General features: G+C 35.7%; 20 protein-coding genes. 4 read left to right on the top strand and 16 right to left on the bottom strand.

Annotated features, from left to right (window positions below; genetic code table 11):
• Nucleotides 1–83: 83 nt before the first annotated feature.
• Nucleotides 84–623, top strand: coding sequence for a YajQ family cyclic di-GMP-binding protein (locus tag BMW29_RS03730; RefSeq protein ID WP_177165668.1), 540 nt, complete (start codon nt 84–86; stop codon nt 621–623).
• A 47-nt stretch (nt 624–670) separates the two neighbouring features.
• Here the strand turns inward: BMW29_RS03730 and addA are convergent, their stop codons facing one another.
• The 4 genes from addA to BMW29_RS03710 all read right to left on the bottom strand — a co-directional run bounded on the left by addA (nt 671) and on the right by BMW29_RS03710 (nt 9,140).
• Entirely contained in the window at nt 671–4,480 is a 3,810-nt protein-coding gene (gene addA, locus BMW29_RS03725; protein ID WP_092650474.1) for a helicase-exonuclease AddAB subunit AddA, read from the bottom strand.
• Nucleotides 4,461–8,075, bottom strand: coding sequence for a helicase-exonuclease AddAB subunit AddB (gene addB / locus BMW29_RS03720; protein WP_092650472.1), 3,615 nt, complete (start codon nt 8,073–8,075; stop codon nt 4,461–4,463). Before addB ends, addA begins: the two co-directional genes overlap by 20 nt.
• 412 nt (nt 8,076–8,487) lie before the next feature.
• Nucleotides 8,488–8,805 (bottom strand): DMT family transporter, encoded by a 318-nt coding sequence (locus BMW29_RS03715; protein WP_092650470.1) that lies wholly within the window; start codon nt 8,803–8,805, stop codon nt 8,488–8,490.
• Complete coding sequence (locus BMW29_RS03710; RefSeq protein WP_092650468.1) at nt 8,802–9,140, bottom strand: DMT family transporter; 339 nt, start codon at nt 9,138–9,140, stop codon at nt 8,802–8,804. Before BMW29_RS03710 ends, BMW29_RS03715 begins: the two co-directional genes overlap by 4 nt.
• Before the next feature lie 193 nt (nt 9,141–9,333).
• Between BMW29_RS03710 and BMW29_RS03705 the strand changes: the two genes are divergently transcribed.
• Nucleotides 9,334–10,329, top strand: coding sequence for a 4-hydroxy-3-methylbut-2-enyl diphosphate reductase (locus tag BMW29_RS03705; RefSeq protein WP_092650466.1), 996 nt, complete (start codon nt 9,334–9,336; stop codon nt 10,327–10,329).
• 45 nt (nt 10,330–10,374) lie between these two features.
• Here BMW29_RS03705 and BMW29_RS03700 read toward each other — a convergent pair whose 3' ends face one another.
• The 9 genes from BMW29_RS03700 to BMW29_RS03660 form a co-directional block, all read right to left on the bottom strand.
• Nucleotides 10,375–10,881: a hypothetical protein gene (locus BMW29_RS03700; protein WP_092650464.1), complete on the bottom strand. Its 507-nt coding sequence runs from the start codon at nt 10,879–10,881 to the stop codon at nt 10,375–10,377.
• Nucleotides 10,882–10,979: 98 nt separating this feature from the next.
• Complete coding sequence (gene efaA / locus BMW29_RS03695; RefSeq protein ID WP_092650462.1) at nt 10,980–11,915, bottom strand: Mn/Fe ABC transporter substrate-binding lipoprotein EfaA; 936 nt, start codon at nt 11,913–11,915, stop codon at nt 10,980–10,982.
• Nucleotides 11,902–12,756: a metal ABC transporter permease gene (locus BMW29_RS03690; RefSeq protein ID WP_092650461.1), complete on the bottom strand. Its 855-nt coding sequence runs from the start codon at nt 12,754–12,756 to the stop codon at nt 11,902–11,904. The genes efaA and BMW29_RS03690 overlap by 14 nt, the downstream gene beginning before the upstream one ends.
• Complete coding sequence (locus BMW29_RS03685) at nt 12,753–13,490, bottom strand: metal ABC transporter ATP-binding protein (RefSeq protein WP_092650459.1); 738 nt, start codon at nt 13,488–13,490, stop codon at nt 12,753–12,755. The genes BMW29_RS03690 and BMW29_RS03685 overlap by 4 nt, the downstream gene beginning before the upstream one ends.
• A gap of 206 nt (nt 13,491–13,696) precedes the next feature.
• On the bottom strand, nt 13,697–13,984 hold the full coding sequence (locus BMW29_RS03680; RefSeq protein ID WP_281241490.1) for a DUF1294 domain-containing protein: 288 nt from the start codon (nt 13,982–13,984) through the stop codon (nt 13,697–13,699).
• Nucleotides 13,984–15,213: a peptidase T gene (pepT, locus tag BMW29_RS03675; RefSeq protein WP_092650457.1), complete on the bottom strand. Its 1,230-nt coding sequence runs from the start codon at nt 15,211–15,213 to the stop codon at nt 13,984–13,986. The genes BMW29_RS03680 and pepT overlap by 1 nt, the downstream gene beginning before the upstream one ends.
• Nucleotides 15,214–15,263: 50 nt before the next feature.
• Nucleotides 15,264–15,881: a hypothetical protein gene (locus BMW29_RS03670; RefSeq protein WP_092650455.1), complete on the bottom strand. Its 618-nt coding sequence runs from the start codon at nt 15,879–15,881 to the stop codon at nt 15,264–15,266.
• A gap of 11 nt (nt 15,882–15,892) precedes the next feature.
• A complete protein-coding gene (locus tag BMW29_RS03665; protein WP_092650453.1) occupies nt 15,893–17,017 on the bottom strand; it encodes a Nif3-like dinuclear metal center hexameric protein in 1,125 nt (374 codons plus the stop codon).
• 1 nt (nt 17,018) lies between these two features.
• Complete coding sequence (locus BMW29_RS03660) at nt 17,019–17,717, bottom strand: tRNA (adenine(22)-N(1))-methyltransferase (RefSeq protein WP_092650451.1); 699 nt, start codon at nt 17,715–17,717, stop codon at nt 17,019–17,021.
• Between the two features lie 245 nt (nt 17,718–17,962).
• Between BMW29_RS03660 and BMW29_RS03655 the strand changes: the two genes are divergently transcribed.
• Complete coding sequence (locus BMW29_RS03655) at nt 17,963–19,003, top strand: hypothetical protein (RefSeq protein ID WP_092650449.1); 1,041 nt, start codon at nt 17,963–17,965, stop codon at nt 19,001–19,003.
• Between the two features lie 198 nt (nt 19,004–19,201).
• On the opposite strand, the gene BMW29_RS03650 is transcribed toward BMW29_RS03655, so the two are convergent.
• The 3 genes from BMW29_RS03650 to dnaG all read right to left on the bottom strand — a co-directional run bounded on the left by BMW29_RS03650 (nt 19,202) and on the right by dnaG (nt 22,945).
• Nucleotides 19,202–19,651, bottom strand: a complete 450-nt coding sequence (locus BMW29_RS03650) for a hypothetical protein (protein ID WP_092650447.1) — start codon at nt 19,649–19,651, stop codon at nt 19,202–19,204.
• 243 nt (nt 19,652–19,894) lie between these two features.
• Complete coding sequence (gene rpoD / locus BMW29_RS03645; RefSeq protein WP_092650445.1) at nt 19,895–21,019, bottom strand: RNA polymerase sigma factor RpoD; 1,125 nt, start codon at nt 21,017–21,019, stop codon at nt 19,895–19,897.
• A 48-nt stretch (nt 21,020–21,067) separates the two neighbouring features.
• A complete protein-coding gene (gene dnaG, locus BMW29_RS03640; protein ID WP_092650443.1) occupies nt 21,068–22,945 on the bottom strand; it encodes a DNA primase in 1,878 nt (625 codons plus the stop codon).
• A gap of 249 nt (nt 22,946–23,194) precedes the next feature.
• Here dnaG and BMW29_RS03635 point away from each other — a divergent pair, with 249 nt between their 5' ends.
• A complete protein-coding gene (locus tag BMW29_RS03635) occupies nt 23,195–23,782 on the top strand; it encodes a nitroreductase family protein (protein ID WP_092650441.1) in 588 nt (195 codons plus the stop codon).
• Nucleotides 23,783–23,792: the final 10 nt, after the last annotated feature.

Raw genomic sequence — 23,792 nt, 5'->3', positions numbered from 1 at the left:
TTTAAAGAAATATTTTTTCAGCAGCCTAAAAGGCTTACATAATCATGTTAGGAATATGTTCTTTCCATCCAACATATGCTAAAATGGAGATATTCAAGCATCATTTTTTGATAAAGAAAAGGAGTGATCTTTTGGCAAAAGAAGCAAGTTTTGATATTGTCTCAGAAATGAATAAAGAAGAAGTAAAAAATGCCATTCAAATCGCTAAAAAAGAAATTGTGAATCGGTTTGATTTTAAAGGTTCAATTAGTGATATTAAAATGGAAAATGATCGTTTGGTTTTAATTTCTGAAGATGATTATAAAATTGGTCAAGTGAAAGATATTTTAGCAAGCAAGTTGATTAAACGTGGGGTTCCTACTAAAAATCTTCATTATTCAGAAAGTGAGCATGCTTTTGGTGGAAATGTCCGTCAATATGCTGATTTGGTAAGTGGCATTTCTAAAGAACATGCTAAAACAATTAATGATATGATTAAAAAGTCTGGGATTAAAGTTAAAATGCAAAATCAAGATGATCAAATTCGTGTGACTGGCAAAAATCGTGATGATTTGCAAAAAGTGATTGCTTTATTACGAGAAGCGAATCTTCCAATTGATTTACAGTTTACAAACTATCGTTAAGTAGCAATCTAAAAATCCATCCGTTTTGACGGATGGATTTTTATTGATTATTCAATCAAGATTGTTTCGTTTAAAGCAAATAAATAAAGATAACTCGCTGTCACTTCCCGATCCAAGGCTTGTGAAAGAGCACGTTGATAGAGATGTAATTGACCTTTATATTTTTGCACAATTTTTTGTTTGGCCTCTTCATTTCCTTGTGGCACATAATCAGTTTTAAAATCAAACAGAATGAGCTCATCTTCTAAGGCTAGATAACCATCAATAATCCCATGGACTAAAATCTTATCTGTCCCATCCTCTCCAATATCTGTGAAAATTTCACCTGCGCCCATTAATAATGAAAAAGGCATTTCACGTTTGACAGCTGTTGGGTATTTACAAAGTAATTGACCAAGTTCTGTTTGGAAAAAAGCCACAATTTGCTGAGGATCAATTTGTTTTGCAACATTTTCTAAGAGAATATTTTTGGACACCAATTGTGCAATTTGGGCTTGAACAGAAGTAACAGAAATTGCTTGTGTTAAATCCATTTCTTGCATCACTAAATGAGTTGCACTACCAATTTCAGCTCCTGTTGGGGGTAAAACTTCTTGTAAAAATTTTGGTCGATTCAAGGTATCTTGTACATAACGATTTTGATTTCTCGGTTCATTGATATCAATTTTAACCATTCGCGTATCTTCTGGCTCTTCAAATAAACGTTTAATTTCTGAAACAGATTGATAACTTGTGGTTCTCGTCGCATTTTGATGCGTATATTGATAGTTCATTAAGCGCGTCACTTCAGCCATTGAGAGCGACTGCTGTTCTTCCTTTATCGCAATCGGCTTTAAGGATTGGACTTGCTTTAGCCACTCCAAGTCTAGTACCTGTGGCTGAGCAGTCACAAACGAATCTTTTAGTGCCTCTGTATCATAAAAAGAAATAGAAAATTGAGCTGGATGATTTTTTAAAGCAGGTAATTGGGTAAAGCCTTCAGGTGCAAATGAATCTATCTGCGGATGACGTATCAAGGTCATGCCTATCCACTTCATCATATGCTTAGCAGATAATCTCGCTTCTCCTGGTAAAACAAGCTGTTCATGATATTGTTGCTCTGACCATTCTTTCCATGCTGCTTCTGCATTTTTATAAGAACCAACAATAAATAATTTTTCTTCAGCTCTAGTTAAGGCGACATACAGTTTTCGCATTTCTTCTGAAAGTAATTTATTCTTTTTCATCGTTTTTAAGGCCGTTTCAACAAGTGTAGGATACGTTAAACGATTGATTAAATCGATATAGGGTAGCCCAACACCATATTTATCATCAAAAACATAACGTTCTCTTACATCTGTTAAATTAAAGCCTTTGGTCATATCTAAAATGAATACGACTGGAAACTCTAGTCCTTTGCTAGCATGAATCGTCATCACTCTGACTGCATCTTCATCTGCTGCAAGGGATTGGGGTTCTGCTAAATCTTTATTTTTTTCTTGCATTTTTTCAATGAAACGAACAAATTGAAAAAGTCCTCTAAAACTGGTTTTTTCATAGCTGCTTGCGCGGTCATATAAGGCATGTAAATTAGCTTGACGCTGTTTGCCTGCGCTCATACCGCCAACATAATCTAAAAATCCTGTTTCTTGATAAATCGTCCAAATCAAGTCGACAATTTTTTTTCTTCTTGCAGTTTCTCGCCAATGGGATAACCTTTGCATAAATAAGTGAATTTTTTGATAAACTGTTGTTGCATATTCACCAGCTAAGGCTTCTCCTTGATAGTTCTCATAGAAATACAATAAGGCTTGGTAATAGTTGCCTGTTTTTTTGCTAATCCGAATAAAGGCCATTTCATTTTCATCTAACCCAACAATTGGCGAACGTAAAACAGCTGCTAAAGGGATATCTTGAAATGGGTTATCAATAATTTGAAGCAATGCCATCATGATTTTAATTTCAGTTGTTTGAAAATAATTTTGTGTATCATTGATTTGTAATGGAATCTCCATTTGTTTAAAACGATCTAATAAGACAAGATTATTTTTTTTAGTTGGTGTTAATAAAACAATATCTTGGTAACGAATAGGTCTAGTTTGACCTGTTTTTTTATCATAAATAGGAAACTGCTGTGTGATGAGTTCTTTGATTTTTAAGGCCACCATCCGCAGCTCACCATCAGTCTTATCATCTACTTGCATATCCCACTCAAGACCTTCAACCTCTTGCTCTTCACTAAGGTATTTCTCATCCATACCTGTTTCATAGATTAAAAGCTCTGGTTGATGCCTGTCACTTTGTGGAAAATGAGGAAAGCCATCAATTAATTTTGCTGCATCTTCATACACCATTTGTCCGACACTTGTATCCATTAGCTGTTCAAAAATTAAGTTTGTAAAAAATAAGACTTCTCCTCTTGAACGGAAGTTTTCAGCTAACACAATCCGCTCTCCACCATCATGATGCTCATATCTTTCATACTTGCCAAGAAACAAGCTTGGATCAGCTAATCTAAAGGAGTAGATTGATTGTTTAACATCCCCTACCATGAAAAGATTGCCGGCTTCCGTTTGCTCATCTGCTGCCAACCATTTGACAATATTTTCTTGTAATTGGTTAATATCCTGGTATTCATCGACCAAAACTTCTTTAAATTTTGCGCGATAATGGAGTGAAGCTTCTGTAGGTGACCAAGTATTCGCCTCTTTTATGGCTAAAATTTGAAGCGTTAAATGCTCTAAATCATTAAAATCAAGAACCCCTCGTTCCTGCTTTTCTTTCCAATAAGCTTCGGAAAACTGTAAGGTAACTTGTGCCATCTCATGAATTAATGGAACCACTTGATTCATCATCGCTTTCATTTTTGCTGGCGCTGTATAGAAGTATTGTTCTTTCATCTTTTCTAAGCTTTTTTTATACGCATCCCGATAACTTTTAATCATCGTATTTACTTCTTTAATGGCTTCATCTGTGTCCTTTTTAACGGTTGGATAACGTTCAAAGCTCATTTGCTGCACTTGTTCAGTAACCTGGTCAAATTGATTGGCTAGAATGGCTTCAAGCATCCCTTGTAATTGTGCATATTCATTTGCAATGATGACTTTTTGCTTGGCTAAGGCTTCATCCTGCTCCGATAAAACCATTGCCTCTTTCGCTTTTTCAAGCATGGCTTCAAGATTCATTTGGAGCTGTGGTCGTAACAATTCTTGATATAAGCGTGTGTCACCAATCAAGGTATCCTCAGAAATATTGTAGAAATCACTTAAATGAGTGAGCCATTCTGTTGGGTCTGGATTGGCGCGTGCAAAATCATATAATGAAAAAATCAGTTTGGTTAAACCTTCATCGCTTCTATCACCAGAAAAGCTAGCTGTTAATTGATAAAAAGCAGGATTTTCTGCTCCATATAAATTTTCACGAACATCCTGCCAGACATCTTCTTTTAGCAATAGCATTTCTGTTTCATCTGTTAATAAACGAAAAACTGGATCCATTTCAATTAAATAGTAATAGCGGCGAATCACTTGTAAACAAAAGGCATGCAGCGTACTAATATTGGCATTGGCAAGTAAGCTGACCTGCTTTACGAGATGGCGTTTCATTTCTGCTTCGCCTTCACTTGTAATTGCTTGTTGGATGGCTGTTTGAATTCTTAACTTCATTTCCTTTGCAGCTGCTTCAGTATAGGTCACAATGAGCAGTTCATCGACATTGTCTCCTGCTTTAATTTTCTCGATGACACGTTGAACAAGTACGGTTGTTTTTCCCGAACCAGCAGAGGCAGAAACCAAAATTGGATGACCTGCTTCATAAATAGCTTGCCATTGACCATCTGTCCAACGACTATTTTCTGGTTTAATCGGTAAGTTCATCATTTTTTTCGCCTCCTTCTTTTGTGATTTTAGCTAAGACATCATCCCGCTTTAATCTTTCTAAACGGTGATATTGGTTTTCTTTTAACATCACATCAAATTGACAAACTGAGCGGAATGGACAATGACTGCAGGCTCTAGAGGTTTTATCTTTATAATAAGGATTAATGGTTGTCTCTCCATCTAGGATTTTATTCCCTGCCTCTTGAAATAATTGTCGATTGTGCTGTAGCAAAGCATCTAATTCATTTTCTGCAACAAATTGCGAAGATTTTAAGCCTGTTTTTAATGTTTCTGCAACAGGATAAACCAGTGAAGAAGTCTTGGGCTCCAGCTGAGGATCTAATTGTCTGACCATCGCTTCATCTTGCAATAAAATGCCATCTAACTTAAATTCTTTTAACAACTGCTCTGACTGTGGTGTCTCCTCTTTTAGCTCTTTTCCATTTAATAATGGGTTTTTTATATGAAGATAAAAGGCCCCAGCCCCTTGAGCAGTTGTGCCTATAATTTTTTCAGCATTCATTACAGCTGTATCTAAATAGGTGAGCATTTGCATCGCTAATCCATAATAAGCATCACGGTAATCAAATTTATGTGCACTTGATTTATAATCTACAATACTCAAATAATTTTTTCCATCCACTGTCATTTGATCCACACGGTCAATTTTCCCACGAACATGTAGCTGACTGTCATGCTTTAATGAAAGAGTCAAACCAGGCACACCTTTTTCACCTGCGATTTGACCAAATAAAACTTCTGTTGCAACTGGATTCATCCCACTGATTTTTCCTTGTTCAGATAAAACCCATGCCATCCTTTGAATGGTTTGACTTAATTGATATTGAATGTATTTCATTCTATTAGAATGGTTTAAAATCGCAAATTTCTTTTCTCCATAAAGCATTACGAGCACTTCATTTGTGAGCTGTTGTAATTGTTGAGGTGATAGCCGTTGCCATTCCAATCCTTGAAACTGAATCTGCTTAAATAATCTATCTAATGCATCATGGAATAATTCTCCTGTACTTGCAGGAGATAAATCGAACACTTGACGTTCAGCTAATTTTAAGCCGTCATTCGCAAAATGTTTAAAGTGACACGCATAAAAATTTTCCATTCTAGAAACAGAGGTATATAAAGTCGCACCATATAACTCAGTGACAACGTCTGAAGTTAATGGAACTGCAATATTTTGGTGTGACATTCCTTGAATCAGAGTGCTTAAAATTGGTTTGATGTCTTGATCTGCCAATAATTGATTATAAATACTCAACCATGTCTGGTTCATTGCGGTGCCTTGATCAAGTTGACCTCGAAAGGCTAAAATCAGCTGTGTTAACGTACTTCTTTTACTGGAAATAAAAGAAATAAGATCCTGTTCAGCTTGTTCAATGGCTGTTTCTAATTTTTCTATTAAGGGTAAATCTAACCCTTTTTGAATTCTTGTTAAGTAAGAAGACATCATTGGGGCATCCTTTGAATCATCACTTGCTGGATAGCTTAAAATTAATTTTTCTGAAGAAGAAGTAAAAGCTAAGTAAGCCATATAAGGCTCTGTTGCCACTCGTTGTTCAACACTAGGCTTTAAATATTTTTCTTCTTGAAAAACTTGTGAAAAATAGGCACGATCTTCATTGGTCAGGATACTTTTATTTTCAACCTTAGCAGGTAAACTTCCTTCTGTTAAGCCTAAAATAAAGGTTACTTTCGCTTGACCAATCCGAGCCACTTCCATATTTGAAAGAATCACCTGATCAATACTTGGTGGTACCATTCCATATGTCATTTCCTCAAAGCCAGCTGTTAGAATATCTCTAAATTCATCTAATGAAAAAGGCTCTTCTCCTAAAATTTCCACATATTCATCTAATAATTGCACAAAGGATTGCCAGACTTGCTCATGCTGTTTTGCGACCTCTAAATCATTCTTTTCAATCCCTTGGTCACGCCAAAAGGCTAATTGATTTTTAATACCACTAGTTTCTAAGAAAAGATACAAATCTTGTAAGGCTTCTTTTGTTGTTTTCGCTTGTTCCCATTTTTTAAACAAAGGTAGCAATGCATCTACCATAAAATTTTTGATTTCATTGGCTTCTGCTTCAATTGCTTTATCTTCATCGGATTGTCTATCTGCGTCCATATGTGAAAATTTGGTATACATCCACGGTTTATCTTGTGTCCAATAAAAGCCTTCATAGCCATAAGCTAATATTACATTTTCAGTAACATCTATTTTGGATCTAAATTGATTCATTAGCTGTGTCATCCTTGTTACTTTTAATGAACGATCCGTTAGTTCAGCAATTTCTTCCTGCTGTGGTACCAATAATTCTGTGCGAAGCAGTCTCATAATATCAGGATAGCGCCAATTCTTTTTAGCAATGGCAATGATTGATTGTAAGCATTCTACTAATGGATGGCTACTCATTTTTTCTTTTGCATCATCAAAGAAGGCAATTTCATGCTCTGTAAAAATAGGCTGGAATAAATTCTCATATTCTCCCAAATCTCTTGTTAACACTAAGATATCTTTAAAGCGATAGTGACCGCTTGCAACTAGTTTACGGATTTCCCTTGCAACATGACTAACCTCAGCTCGCTTATTTTGTGCAGACCAAATTTGGATATTCTGCTGATTTCCAGGTAAATGATATTGCTGCAACTGCTTCAAATTTAACACATCAGAGCTTTCAATCCAAAAATCTTCTAATAATTGAATCTCATTTTTAGTTGTTTCCTTTGCCACACAATAACGATCCTTTAAAACAGGAACCCCGAGACTTCGTGCGCCCTGATATAACTGATAATAAACTTCTCCAGGTGCTTGAAACAATTCATGAAGTGCTGGTTTTTCGGTTGGATAGCCCTTATCTAAATTTAAGGCAATGGTTAACTTTTGACTTCCTTTGAGTAAAGCCATTAACACATCTCTTTCTTGGGCATTAAAGCGATAGAAGCCTTCAACATAAATAGATGTATGGGATAAATCTAAGGTTTCTAAACGCTGAATCAACGCTTTTAAAACATCCTCTTGTTCAATATATTTCCCTAATAAGGCCGTTTCAAAGGCATGATAAATACACTGAATATCTTGCATTTTCAATTTAAAATCTTGCTCTTTTGGGGTATCACCTAGCTGTGAAATCAGGTAGGGAATATCTTCCTTTGTGAGTGTTCCTGCTCGTAATTCAATTAATAAATTGGTTAATTGCTCAACGAATCCTGCTTTTTTAACCTCTCCTCGGTAAATACTAAGGTCTTGCTCATAAGTGACTAGTAATTTTCGTACGAGCATAGCTAAACCTGCTCTTGTTAATTGTGGCTGTGTAAAAGTAGCGGTATCCTGTAAAAAGTACCAAGCTAATCTTGTAAAACTAAAAACTTGGACTTGCATCATAGCAATACTGTCTGCGCCCTCTTGTTTATCTTGTAAACGATTTAAGATATCCATCTCCATCTGAAACTTTACATGGTCAGGAACAAGATAAAAGATAGTAGCATCACTTTCCTTTTTTAGTAGTTGATCAATGTCATCAACAAAAGATTGGCGTTTATCCTCACTTGCTTTTCCTAACATAAATTGCAACGACATGAACTCACCCCTTTTAAATTCTCTTTCTTATTTTAACACATTTTCTCTCTTTAGCTCTAAGTTTCCTTCAATGCTTCTTATCACTTAAGAGCTTAAAAAAGCAGTAACTATTTAAGTCAAGAAAAAAGATGGATATGGGACAAAACTGAAAAGTTTTATCCCATATCCTTAAATTACTTCTAAAAAGCAGGTTCTGTCTACAATTGTCAAGAATCACTGCAGTAAAGCTTATTGGTTCCTACTACGCTACGCTTCGATCACAACAACTTTATAAGGTTCAGAGTCAAACTGCGTTTGATCTGTATCATGTTTCTAAGGATTAAAATCCTAAGAAGCATGACAAGAAGCATAACAAGAAGCATGACAATCCTAAGAAGCATAACAAGAAGCATGTCAACAATCCTCTAAATTATTAACTACCTGTTAATTTTAAACCAACTACACTAATAATAATTAATGTGACAAAAAAGAGTTTTTTCATAGACTTACTTTCACCAAAGAAAAACATGCCGACTAAAACACTGCTGACTGCACCAATCCCTGTCCAAACGCCATAAGCAATGCCCATTTGAATTTCAGTTGTTGCAACAGATAACAAGTAAATACTCAGCCCCATAATCAAAATCGATAGGAGCACATATTTTTTATTTTTAAAGCCATCAGATTTTTGTAAAAAAGTCACAAAGCCAACCTCACATAAACCTGCTGCTAATAAGACAAGCCACATCATTGTTCAGAACCTTCTTTCCCAGTCTCGCTCATTTTTAAGCCTACCATTCCAACTAAAAGCAAGCTTAAAAAGAAAATTTTGCCAATACTAATACTTTCGCCTAAAAAGACCATTCCAATTAAAGCAATACCTGCTGTTCCAATTCCAGTAAAAACGGCATATGAAACACCAATCCCCAATTCCTTCATCGCCTTTTCAAGTAGCATAAAACTAAACGCAATTAAAACAATCGCCATGACACTTGGAAATAATTTTGTAAAACCCTGCGACTCATTTAAGTAATAAGACCAGCCAATTTCTAAAAAGCCCCCTAATATTAAATACAACCAAGACATCTAAAATCCCTCATTTCATCTTTCTTAGCTAACAATTCACTCTTGCTAGCATCTCTCACTAGCTATTTTACTCGTATTTTTTCAGAAAGACAATATGCAACCATTTTAACAAATTCTTATAGGACTGTGGCATTGCTTTTTATTTCTACCACGGTATAATAATAAAGCAAGAAACTTTTAGGAGGTATCACCCATGGAAATTGTCAATATTACACCTCGTGGCTATTGCTACGGTGTTGTTGATGCAATGGTTATCGCACGAAATGCTTCATTAGATGAATCCTTACCACGTCCAATTTATATTTTAGGGATGATTGTGCATAATCAACATATTACAGATGCTTTTGAAGCAGTCGGAATCCAAACATTAGACGGCGAAAATCGTCTTGAAATATTAGATCAGGTAGATACTGGAACCGTGATTTTTACAGCTCATGGGATTGCACCTCAAGTGAGGGCATTAGCAAAACAAAAAGGACTTGTCACCATTGATGCGACTTGCCCTGATGTAACCATTACTCATGAATTAATTGAAAAAAAAGTAGCTGCTGGCTATGAAGTGATCTATATTGGTAAAAAAGGCCATCCAGAGCCTGAAGGTGCTGTTGGCGTTGCTCCTGATAAAGTCCATCTTATTGCCAATTTAGAAGATATTGCACACTTAAATATTCAACAAGAAAAAATCTTTGTGACCAACCAAACCACCATGAGCCAATGGGATGTTGGAGATTTAATGGCAGAAATTCAAAAAAAATACCCAACAGTTGAATTGCATAAAGATATTTGTCTTGCAACCCAAGTGCGACAAGAAGCCGTTGCTGAACAAGCAGCAGACTGTGATTTGACCCTTGTGATTGGTGATCCAAGAAGCAACAATAGTAATCGCTTAGCACAAGTTTCTCAAGAAATTGCGAAAGTACCTGCCCATCGTATTGGTACCATTACTGAGTTGGATTTAAACTGGTTAAAAGGTGTGAAAAAAATTGCTGTAACTGCTGGGGCTTCTACCCCAACCCAAATTGTACGCGAAGTCATTGTTTTCCTTTCACAATATGATGAACAAGATGAAACAACTTGGCACTTACATTCATCTGCTAAAGCAGAAGATATCTTACCAAGACCTAGAATCAAAGATATTACAAAGAATCGTGCCCGTCGTTTAGAAGACTTACGTGCAGGGAAAAGATAATAAAAAGTCCGAAAAATGTTGGGATACATTTTTCGGACTTTTAGATTATCTTGCTTTTCTAATTCCATAATCCTGATTCTCTACATCAAACTCATCAATATAGCCTTTTGGATAAAAGAATCGTGTTTTGGCTGGTGCATTAGGAAGATCATAATTTCTTCTCACTGGATAAATAATCTCCCAAGACTCAGCTTGGATAAACGCTACCCCATTTTTTTCACTTACACCACTAATCAATTCACCTTTTACTAAAAACTCATTTGAGGAATCATATAAAACATCACTTAATTCATTTTGTGGTGCTTTCCCCTTAATATAAATCTCTTCTCCAGTGTCATTTTGATATTTCAGCATCCACCCTGTTGCAGTTGTCCACTTACTCGTTGGTGTCACAATAAAATAGGTTTCATCATCTTGTAATGTTGTTGCCTCATTTCGACTAATGGCCGTTCTCACAGCAGGATACTTAGTCGCATCCTGATAATGGATAACACTGACTATCAGCACTGGAATAAAAACCACTAGTAAACCATATAAAACAAACTTTTTCATGAAGTGTCATACTCCTTTATTTTTCTGTTAAAAAAAGTATAACCTATCATTTATTCGTTTTTATAAAGTTCCCTTTAAGAAATGATTAAGTTCACGCTTTATTTTGATAAACCATCATAAATTTGTGTTAAGTTCCATTCCATCATGTTATAGTAACTATCTCCATTTTCTCCCTTTTTACCTATTGAATCTGTAAAAATTTCTTCGTAAATTGGTAGATTTGTTTCTTTAGCAACACTTTCCATACTTCGTTTATCAACACTTGTTTCAACGAATAGAACGGGTACTTTACTTGTTCTAACCTTATCAACAATTGCACTCATTTGACTCGGTGTCCCTTGATTTTCAGTATTGATTTCCCAAATATAAGCAGCATCTAAATCATATGCTTTAGAAAAATATTTAAATGCGCCTTCACTTGTTACAAGTAATTTTTTCTCTTTAGGAATATCCTTAAATTTTTCTTTTGCAGATGCATCTAATTTGGATAATTTTTCAATATAAGCGTCTGCATTTTTTTCGTAAGTTTCACGATTTTTTTCATCTTTGTCAGCTAAAACAGTGGTTATATTTTTGACATATTGAATGCCATTTTCAATATCTAACCAAGCATGTGGATCCTGTTCACTTTCTTGCCCTGTTGAAGTTAAATAAAGTGGTGTTACACCTTGACTAACTGAAAAGTAATCTTTGCCTTCTTCTTTATTAGAAGTTTCCATTAGCTTACTAAACCAGCCATTTCCACCTGTTTCTAAATTTAAGCCATTATAAAAGACAACTTGTGCAGTTGTTGCTTTTTCAATATCTTCAGGTAATGGCTCATACTCATGAGGATCTGTTCCCACAGGTACAATATTATGCAAGTCGACTAAATCGCCTGCAATATTTTCGACCATATCGCCAATAATTGAATTGGTTGCAACAACTTGAAGTTTTTTATCTGCTTCATCTGTCGTTGTCTTTTCTCCATTACTACAAGCGGAAACAGCAAACAGCCCCGCCATTAAAACCATCATTAAACTAAATTTCTTCATTTGTCATACCCCTTTTCTTAAATAAGATTGATTGTTTTGGTGAAAAAATAAATGCTAGGATAAAAAATACTGCCGCGGTTAGTACAATCGTAGCACCTGAAGCCCAGTTGTAGGAATAGCTAAAGAATAAGCCAATCACCGAACTTAATGTGCCAATAGCAGCAGATAACACAATCATCACAGACAATTTATTTGTTAATAAATAAGCGGTTGCCGCAGGTGTAATCAATAGTGCTACAACTAAAATCGTTCCTACTGTTTGCATTGCTGAAACTGCCACAAAAGTTAATAACAACATTAACAAATAATGGATTGCGCCCACATTCAAACCATAAGCTTCCGACATAATCGGATCAAAAGAACTTACCAATAATTCTTTATAGAATAAGACAACAAACAATATCACAATAATTGCCACAATAATGGTAATCATCATATCACTACTTCGAACGGCTAAAACATTTCCGAAAAGAATATGATATAAATCTGTTGAACTTTTTGCAAAGGATATCGCAATAATCCCTAATGAGAAAAAGGAGCTAAAAACAATCCCAATTGCTGTATCACTTTTCAAACGGCTTTTTCGCGTTACAAAACCGATTGATAATGCAGCGCCAATTCCAAAAACAGAAGCACCTATAAAATAATTAATCCCAAGAATATAGGAGAATGCCACCCCTGGTAAGACTGCATGAGAAATCGCATCTCCCATTAAAGACATCCCTCTTAAAATAATAAAACTCCCAATGACACCAGATACAATTCCTACCACCACTGAGGTAATTAACGCATTTTGTAGAAATTGATAGTTTTGTAATCCCTCAATAAAATGACCAATCATTGGCTATTCACTCCTTTAATTAACACATTGCCCATCGTCTCACCATAAGCTAATTGAATATTTTCTGTTGTAAAAGTGGAATCTAAAGGACCACAACCAACTAAGTAACGATTTAGAATAATGACATCATCAAAATAATCTGTCACTTTGCTTAAATCATGATGCACAATTAAAATAGTCTTTCCTTGCATTTTTAACTCTTTAAGCAAATCAATAATCACTTGCTCACTTTTCATATCAATTCCAACAAAAGGCTCATCTAATAAAATAATATCTGCTTCTTGAATTAATGCTCGTGCAATAAAAACTCGTTGTAGCTGCCCACCAGACAGTTCACCAATTTGACGTTTAGCAAAGTCCTCCATCTTCACTTTTTTTAAACTTTCGATGACCTTTTGGCGCTCAGCAGCTTTAGGTCTTCTAAATAAACCTAATTTTGGAAAAGTACCAAGCAAAACCACATCTTCAACTTTAATGGGAAAGGATAAATCAATCTCATTTCGTTGCTCAACATACGCAATATTTTTTCTAACACTGGCAATCTCCTTTTCTTCAAAGGTTGTTTCTCCTTTATTTTTGGGAACCAAACCAATCATCCCTTTTAATAAAGTCGATTTTCCAGCACCATTTGGTCCAATGATGCCTGTGATTGCACCCTTTCTTACAGTTAAATGAATATTTGATAAAGCCTCTTTTCCTTGATAGGCTACAGTTAAATTTTTGACTTCTATCATTTTTCCTCACTCCTTCATAAAGCATTTTTAGGTATGCCTTAATTATTTTAAATGGTAAGCCATAATCAATAAATTGTCAAACTAATTTTGCAATAAAAAAAAAGACCAAACTAAGCAACGAAAAAAAATGGCTACAATCCCAGCCTCTTTTAGCAAATAAAAAAAGCATTTTATTCAGACTCTTGTCTAAATAAAATGCTTAATAGCTACACATAAAAAAACTGGTTTAGCTCATTAGAATAATAGAATGCCGCAAAAAAAACTAGTAAACCTAAAAAATAAATCAGCTTAAAATACCATTTTGAACTCTTATGATTGAATAATAATAAGCCAAGCCAGCCACCTATTCCACCACCAAGTATACCCAAGCCTAATAAAATTTTTTCAGGAATCCGCCATTTATGATGAACAGCCTTCCATTTATCTAATCCCATCATCAAAAATAACAATAAATTAATCAAAAGAAGATAACCTAAAACTGGTTCAAACTTCACTAACCACGCGCCTCATTTAACTTGATAATTTCAACAATGACATCTGTAGCATGTTGCATATTTTCCACTGAAATAAATTCAAATTTACCGTGGAAGTTTTCACCACCAGTAAAAATATTCGGTGTAGGTAAGCCCATAAATGAAATTTTAGAACCATCAGTCCCACCACGAATTGCCCCAATAATTGGTTTAATGCCCAGATTTGTCATCGCATCTTTTGCAATCTCAACCACACTCATATCTTTTTCAATGATTTCACGCATATTATAATATTGATCTTTCATGGTCAAAGTAAAGCGCTCAACTCCATATTTTTCATTCAATTGTGCAGTAATTTTCTCAATTAAAGCTTTACGCGCATTGAATTTTTCGCGATCATGATCACGAATAATATAAACAAGCTCAGCATCTTCAATGGTTGCCTTCATATCATGCAATAAGAAAAAGCCTTCATAACCTTCTGTTTTTTCAGGAACCTCATCAGCAGGTAAAAGTGCATCAAATTCCATTGCTAGCTTACTTGCATTGATCATTTTATCTTTAGCTGTTCCAGGGTGAACACTTACCCCTTTAATCGCAATTCGCGCTTGCGCAGCATTAAAGCTTTCGTATTCCAGTTCACCAAGACGGCTACCGTCCATTGTATAAGCATAATCCGCACCAAAAGCTTTCACATCAAATAAATCCGCACCTCTGCCGATTTCTTCATCTGGACCAAAAGCAACTTTGACATCACCATGCTTGATTTCAGGATGCTGTGCTAAATACTCAATCGCTGACATAATTTCAGCAATCCCAGCCTTATCATCTGCACCTAATAAAGTGCTACCATCTGTTGTAATTAAAGTTTGTCCTTGATAATCCTTTAAATTAGGAAATTCATTTGGTGACATGACCACATTTAAAGCTTCATTTAAGACAATATCTTTTCCATCATAATTTTCTACAACTTGAGGATTCACACCAACAGCTTCATAATCAGCTGTATCCATATGTGCAATAAAGCCCACTGCTGGTACTTTTTTATCTGTATTGCTTGGTAAAGTTCCCATCACAAAACAAGCATCATCAATGGTAATATTTTCTAACCCAATTTCTTTTAATTCCTCTGCTAACACCTTAGCAAAAGCTGTTTGTGTTGGTGTTGAAGGAACTGTAGTACTGCTTTCATCAGAACGTGTTTCTGTTTTTACATAACGAATAAATCTTGGTACTAAATTTTCATACATTGGTCAAAACCCCTCTCTAATAGTCCTATCATACCTCATTTTCTACCAAATTAAAAACTATTTTTTAATGGTATTCTCATTAAAACCTCAGCGTTTTCTTTTAATTTTCGTAGGTCTTCAAGATAAATGATTGACTGCGCTGCTTCTACTTGTAGTTGTTCATGTGCTGCAAATTGTTTCATGGCATCTGCTAAGGCTTCTTCCTCGGCTTCATTCCCTTGATGATAGAGTCCTTGAATGACTTGATGAGGTGCAATCGTTACAAAATCAATGGCTTCAATTTCTCTATTTTTCACCTTATCCTGAACTTGGTCTTTTAATGATTGAAAGTCCTCACTTGTTAATTCCTCTGGCAATAGCATTCTTAGTTTCCATTGGACTTCCGTTTTTTCTTCAAATAAGCTTTGTAAATCAACTGCTGTTCCTTTTTCACATGAGATTGGAAAAACAAGATAGTCTTGCTCATAATGTTGTTGCATAAAGAGACGAATTCCTTTTGCAACATCATAAAGGGCATTTAGCTTTTTAGCTTCAAAAACGGTTCCAGCTTGATTACCAGCGCAAGGGAGCTCCATCATTGTAAATGCTGGAACATCTATCAATGATAGCTGTCCTTTTTTAGCTGTATAAATTGGTGCATATTTCTTTTGAATCGTAACTTTTATCATCAAATCCCCCACTACATAAATTTAAATGGATCTGTATTCAATTGAGAGGCAATGACTTCAAGCTCCCACTGATTTTCTACTGCCCAATTCGTTAAGAGTTCATTTAATTTTGGTGTACAGATTGCTTCAATATGATGCCCTGGATCAATGACCGTCAAGCCATCAGCTAACATATATTGGGCTGTATGGAAATCAACATCTCCAGTAATATACACATCAGCTTTTTTATGCATGGCATCAGGATAGTATTTACCAGCAGCACCACCACAAATGGCAACACGCTGTACTAATTTTTCCAAATCAGAACTCACTACGCGTAATCCATCAATCTTAAAGACAGCTTTTAATTGCTGTGCAAAGTCCTTTACTTTAATTGGTTCGGCTAAATCACCAACACGTCCTAGTCCATAGCTATCATAAAAATTTTCAATCGTATATAAATCATAAGCTGGTTCTTCATAAGGATGCGCTGCAAACATGGCATGCTCAACTTGCGTTGTTAAGGTTTCAGGGAAAATCACTTCAACCTTTGCTTCTGAGACAGCTTCTGCTTGATTGATGCTACCGATTGTTGGCATTGCTCCTGTAACCGGTGTAAAACGTCCCGTACCTGTTAGTGTGTAGCTGCAATTTTTATAATGTGGGCCAATACTTCCTGCTCCAGCCTCAGCTAAAGCTTGACGCATTTTTTCAGCATCATTACTTGGCACAAAGACAGCCAGCTTCTTATAGCCAATTTTCTTCGTTTCAGACATCACAATTGTGTTCGTTAGTCCTATGGCTTGTCCTAGCCAATCATTCATTCCATTTGTCGTTACATCTAGATTCGTATGCGCCGCATAAACTGCAATATCATGTTTAATTAAATCCGCATATAATTTTTTTTGAGGATCATCTATCACTAAATTTGCTGGCTTTACAAAAATAGGCGGATGGTGCACAATAATTAAATCAATTTGCTGTGCAATCGCTTCTTGAACGGTTTCTTGTCGAACATCCAAGCTTACCATGACTTTATGAATGGGCTTATTTAACGTTCCTATTTGTAAACCAATTGGATCCCCTGACTCCGCTAAATAGGGTGGTGCAAATTGCTCAAAATGCTCAATTAATGTCTTTCCGTTAATTTTGCTCATCTTATAGCATCTCCTTAATCAGCGCTATTTCGTCCATCATTTGTGCCTGTTTTACTTCTTGATTTGATTGAGATTGCGCTAAACTAGCTAAAATAGCTTCAACTTTTTCTAATTCTTTTTGCCACTTTTCTTTAAAAATCGGCCCTTTTTCTTTACTTAACAAGATACCAAATTTTAATTCTTTTTCTGTATAATGAGGCACTGTTTCTTGTTTTTCAGCAATGATTAACTCATAAATTTTCCCATCTTCTTTTACAATGGCTTCATCTACTATTGTATATTCATGAGCTGCCAACCATTTTCTCAAAGTTTGCTCTCCAACATTTGGCTGTAAGACCAAACGCTCTTTTCCAGTTAACTGTCTTTTTTGAAAGCCTTTATCTAATATTTCAGAAATTAATGTACCACCCATGCCACAAATGGCAATACAATCAATCTGATCCTCCGGTAAAATAGCATCTAAACCATTTGCCAGTCTCACTTGAATCGTATCGTTTAATTTTAGTTTATTGACTTGTTTTTTAGCAGCTTCAAAAGGCCCTTCTACAACCTCTCCAGCAACTGCATAAGAAATTTGATCTTCTAACATTAAAGCAGTTGGTAAATAAGCATGATCTGAGCCAATATCTGCTAATCTTGCTTGCTTAGGAATATAAGCTGCTGCAGCTGTTAATCGTGCTGACAAATTTTTTTCATCCATAATGATTGTTCATTCCTTTCATCTACCTCTTTATTATACAATAGATTGATTTGCTTGTGTTTAGAAATAAAAAATCCTTCATCTAAAAAAGGCTGCTAAAAATTTTGTATAGCTGTTAAATCCTTTGATTTTCCTTCTATATAAAAGATTTTTTCATTTAATCGCTCCTTCATATGAATCATCTATTTACTCAAAGTGGTTTTCAGCATATAATACTACTAAATCTAGAAAGGATGGTATTGTAAATGAAAGAATATAAAATAATTATTTGGGGTCTTGGTAATGTGGGCCGTTATGTGACAAAAATGATTTCTCAGGCTCAGTCACTTAAATTAGTTGCTGTTGTTGATACAGACCCTACCAAAGTAGGGAAAGATGTAGGAGAAATTTTTGGTTTTGAAAAAATAGGGATTGAAGTATCAGACGATATTGATGCTGCTTTGAAAATGGAAGCAGATATTGTACTAGATTATCTTCCTAATATGCGTGATCAAGGAAATTCACGACCAACAGGCTACACGCCAAATGTAGAAAATATCTGTCGTGCTTTAAAGGCCAAGAAGAATGTTCTCACCACACTTCCAATGTATCATCTACATAAAGTTGCACCAAAATTATACGATATGATTCAATCTTGTGCCATAGAAAATGGTGTGACATTCACTCAGCAAGGAATTTTCCCAGGACTTTTTAACCCTTATCTTCCACTAGTATTTTCTAGCATGACAGGTGGTCTTAAGAAAATTATTGTAAATGGTGGACAAGATGATGCTTTTAATACCTCTCCTTGGGTTAAGGTCTTTGGCTATGGTCTTGAACCAAAAGATTTTAATGGCCAGTTTCTTCAGGAAATTATCACCTCTTATTATGGTTCTACTGCTAAAGTCATCGCTGACTATGCAGGTATTGAATACAACGAGTATCGAGAATCACATGAAATTTATACTGCTGATACAGCATTAAATCCCCCTTGTGGTCAAGTAATGCCTGGTACTATTAGTGCCCATAAATTCTCTATGCAGTGTTTAAAAGATGGAGAAGAGGTAACAGCCTTCCACTTTATTCATAAGGTCTGTGATGATATTCAAAAGACCCCTGCCATGTCCGATAGCTATCATATTGAAGGAGATATTGTGCTTGATATTGCTATTAAAGGGATGATTCCTGAAAATGAACCCTATGCTTCTAGTGGTGCTCCTGGTGTGAACTTAATTCCTCAGGTAGTAGAGGCGACACCTGGCATCATGGATGCCATTAATCTTCCTGCATCTAAGCCAGTTTTATAAACACTAATCAGTTGATAGATAAGATAGAAGCTACAAAATAGTTCTCACAGTTCTAAGTTGTAAATATCCTACTTATATAAATGAACAGCATACGTTTTAAATGTTCATTACAAAAATAAAAAAGTTACCTAAAACCATTTTGTTTTAGGTAACTTTCATTTTTCACTTTTTTCGAATGCCTCCAATAAAACGAAAGCATTATTCAGCGTTTAAGACACGAATAGCTAACACATCTTTGCCAGCAATTTGTGGCGGCAATGATCTTGTTGCCATTGGAAATTTTGATAACCAAACTTCAATTTTTTGACCAGCTTGAATCGTCTCAGCAGCTGGATCTTCATAAGAAATAATTTCCTCATCTGTAATCAATAAAATCACTTCTCCAGACATACTTGCTTGCTCCTCTGAACCTTCATCAATTGGGGTTAATTCCTCTACCCATAGACGACTCTCGCCAACAGCTCGGTCAGCCTTAACAATTGCTGTATAGTTAACTTTTGTTGTTGCTGGCTCTTGTTCAGAATGCTCTGAGGCTTTTGATGAAGCAAGGTTTGAGTCAGCTTTACTTTTATCCTCTTTTTTATTGCTACAACCAATTGCAATAATCCCTGTCATTAAAATTGCTATAACCATCCATACTTTTTTCATCTACTTCCCTTCTTTCACTCTTAGTTTAACATTTTCCATAGAAAAAAGGGATTGGGACAAAACTAAAAAGTTTTATCCCACCCCCTTAATTACTTCTAAAAAAGCATAATTTGCCTCCGTAAACGGTGGCCAAAAGGCAGGTTCTTCGGCAATTTCACAAAAGACGATCAATACAAAAAGCGTATTGTTCGTCTTTTGCTCCAATTGCTCGAACCTAAACGCCTTTTGTCTCAGCCTCCTCTTTTATTCTAAGAAATCTTTTAATTGTTTAGAACGAGAAGGATGACGTAATTTGCGTAAAGCTTTGGCTTCAATTTGACGAATCCGTTCACGGGTAACACCAAATACTTTACCTACTTCTTCAAGTGTTCTCGTGCGGCCGTCATCTAAACCAAAACGTAAGCGTAACACATTTTCTTCTCTATCCGTTAAGGTATCTAAGACATCTTCTAACTGTTCTTTTAATAATTCATAAGCCGCATGCTCTGCAGGACTGGTTGCTTCTTGGTCTTCAATGAAATCTCCTAAATGAGAATCATCTTCTTCACCAATTGGGGTTTCTAATGAGACAGGTTCTTGTGCAATTTTTAAAATTTCACGAACCTTTTCAGTAGGCAAGTCCATTTCAGCACCAATTTCTTCTGGTGTTGGTTCTCTTCCTAAGTCTTGTAATAATTGACGTTGGATACGAATCAATTTATTAATGGTTTCCACCATATGCACTGGAATACGAATGGTTCTTGCTTGGTCAGCAATCGCGCGGGTAATCGCTTGACGAATCCACCAAGTCGCATAAGTTGAGAATTTAAAACCTTTTTCATGGTCAAATTTTTCAACAGCTTTCATTAAGCCCATGTTACCTTCTTGGATTAAATCTAAGAATTGCATTCCACGACCAACATAGCGCTTCGCAATACTTACAACTAAACGTAAGTTAGCCTCAGCTAAACGTTGCTTCGCCTCTTGCTCGCCCTCTTTAATGCGTAAAGCAAGTTCTACTTCTTCTGCAGCAGTTAACAATTGAACACGGCCAATTTCTTTCAAATACATCCGAACAGGATCATTAATTTTAACCCCAGCAGGTGCACTTAAGTCATCCAAATTATCATTTTTATTGAATTTTTCTTTAATGACCATTTGTTGATCCGTTGGGCCGCCATCTTCACCTACAACACTGACACCAGCATCTTCAAATTGTTGAATTAAATCATCCATTTGCTCTGCATTTAATTCATAAGGAGTTGCAATTTTGTTTGTTAAATCATCATAATTAATCGATGCTTTCCCTTTGTGTTCCTTAATTAAAGTAGCTGTTGCATCCTCCAGTGTTACGTTCAATTCATTTGCATTTTTTTCTTCTTTAGCCATTAAAAATTGCCCCCTTCAAAATCTTTACTACTCACTATCTATCTTTTATTACTGGGTCTTTTCTTTTAATTGTCGTGACAAATTGACCACTTCAATCATCAAACTTCTAGCCGTTTCTTTATCACCAATTCTGGTCGCCTCATTTAAGGCACGTCTCTTTTCTTGAATGGACGTTCTAATCGAATAACGGTTTACAATCACATCGGCATAATCAATAATTTCTTGTTCTTCCAACTCTTCACTTAGCTCAATCATCGCAATTTCTGCTAGCAAGTTTTGGAGATGGGAATCTTTCACATAATCTAGAAAGCTACTCATTGAATACATATCATGCTCTGCTACAAACGCTTCAAACAAAACAAATAATAATTGATAGGATTCATGGGCAAACGCAAAATCAGGAAAATGACTTCTTAATAGAATCAGTGCTTCTTGATGCTCAATCAATCGTTTAAGTAATTGACGTTGTGCTTTATCGACATCCGTTAGCTTTCGACTACCTCGCTCAACAATTCCTTGCTGTGGCTGAAACTGTTGTCGATTCTCTCCAACGGGCGGTGCTTGCTTATGCTGCTCCGTTCGCGCTTGCTTTTTCGCATTTGCTAACAAGCTTTGATATTGCTCTTTTAATGTATCCACGCTAATATCAAATTCAATCGCCAATTGTTTTAAATAAACATCTCTTTCAACAGCTGAGCTTAAGGTCAGTAGTTCCTGTAAAATTGTTTCAATATAAGCAATACGTTCACTTTCATTTTGCAATTGCTTGCCTTTTCTAAAGTAGCGCATTTTAAATGAGAATAAGGTATCTCGACCATGAGCTAATAGCTCTTTATAGGCATCTACACCTAGTTTTTTGATAAAATCATCTGGATCTAAGCCATCAGGTAAGCTCACAATGGAGAGCTCAAATTTTGGATTGGTTCCTAAAATATCAATCGCTCGTTTAGTAGCTTCAATTCCAGCATTATCTCCATCATAGGAAATCAATACCTTATTGGTTAAGCGACTGAGCATATGAATTTGTTCATTCGTCAAGCTGGTTCCCATTGAAGCAACACCATTTTGAACCCCCGCCTGCCAAGAAGCAATGACATCCATAAAGCCTTCAAATAGAATGACTTCTTTTTCACGCCGAATGCTTGCCCTGGCTAAATCTAAATTAAATAATACTTTTCGCTTATTAAAAATAGACGTTTCAGGACTGTTTAAATACTTAGGTGCTTCTGGATATTGTTCTTGATTGAAAATCCGTCCAGAAAAAGCGACTGTTTTTCCTTGCTGATTGCGAATAGGAAACATAATCCGATCATAAAAACGATCAAGCAGTTCGCCACTATCTCTTTGAACAAATAAACCACTTTCCAACAGAATATCTTGCTCAAATTCTTTTGCAACTGCAAATTGATGTAACACATTTCTTTCCCTTGGTGCAAAACCAATCTTAAATGTTGCAATTAATTCTTTGGTTAAACCACGATTTTCCAAATAAGTCAGGGCATCTTCCCCTGCTTTTGTATTTAATAAAATATGATGAAATAAATCTGCTGTTTCTTCATGAAGTTGAATCAGTTTTTTATAACTTGTATCCTGCTCAGTGTCTTCGTTTTGTGCATACTGAGTCCATTCACCCTCAAGAGGAAAATGCGACATCTCAGCAACCTTCATCACTGATTCAGGAAAGTTCAACCCATCAACTTCCATTAGAAATTTGAAAACATTACCGCCTCTTCCACAGCTAAAGCAATGAAAAATTTGTTTATCTTCAGCAACAGAAAACGAAGGTGTTCTTTCTTGGTGAAAAGGGCAAAAGCCAAAATGATTTCGACCACTTTTCTTCAGTTGTACATATTGGCTGACGACATCAATGATATTCACCGATTGACGAATCTCATTTACTTGTTCTTCGGGTATTAAATTAGCCATTGTACTCACCTCATCATCTGTATTTCCGTTCAATCTCATCAAACAGGTTTTAAAAGTCGCACCTAAAGCAGTACGACTTTGTTAATTATCTATAAAGAGACAGAACTATACAGATTGTATTATATCACAAGAATCCCGTTATCACAAATAAAATTAACGCTAAAAGCATTGCTCTTTCTAATAAATTCAGTTATGATAACACTATCATTGAGAATCATTCTCACTGACTAAAAAAGGAGCTGTTGAAGGATGCAACAATCGATTTCTGAAGCAATTGTCAAACGCCGCACATCAAAAACCAGTTTAGACACCCCTATTTCCTTTGAAGAGATTCAAGCGTTACTTGAAAAAGCCAGTTACGCGCCCTTTCACGGAAAAAGTGAACCTTGGCTAGCAAAAATTGTGACCACTTCAAAAGAAAAAGAATGGTTATTTGAACAAGTGATGGCTTGCTATGAACGCAACCAACTATTGATAGATCATGAAACCAAGGAGCGTTTGACCAAAAAAATGACACGCTTAATTTTACAAGCACCTGCGACGATTTTATTTTCTTGTGAAACTTGTCCAGATAACAAACGGAAACATTATGATGCGATTGAAGCTACCTCTGCTTTAATTCAAAACTTTTCCCTTTTGGCTTGGGAGAAAGAAATAGTTGGCTTTTGGGTAACAAGTCCCTTTATTTTAGATGCACCACTTGCAAAAAAATTAGGCTTCCCAGAAAATTATGAATTGATTGCAAATTACCGTTTAGGCTATCGTGATTTTGATCAGCCATTAAAAGAAGCCACAAGACAACCTGTGGACAATTGGGCGAGTGCGTTACTATCATAAAACCTAAGCC

The organism is Isobaculum melis (assembly GCF_900111355.1).
GTDB lineage: Bacteria > Bacillota > Bacilli > Lactobacillales > Carnobacteriaceae > Isobaculum > Isobaculum melis.
This window is presented reverse-complemented; position numbering and strand designations above follow the sequence as displayed.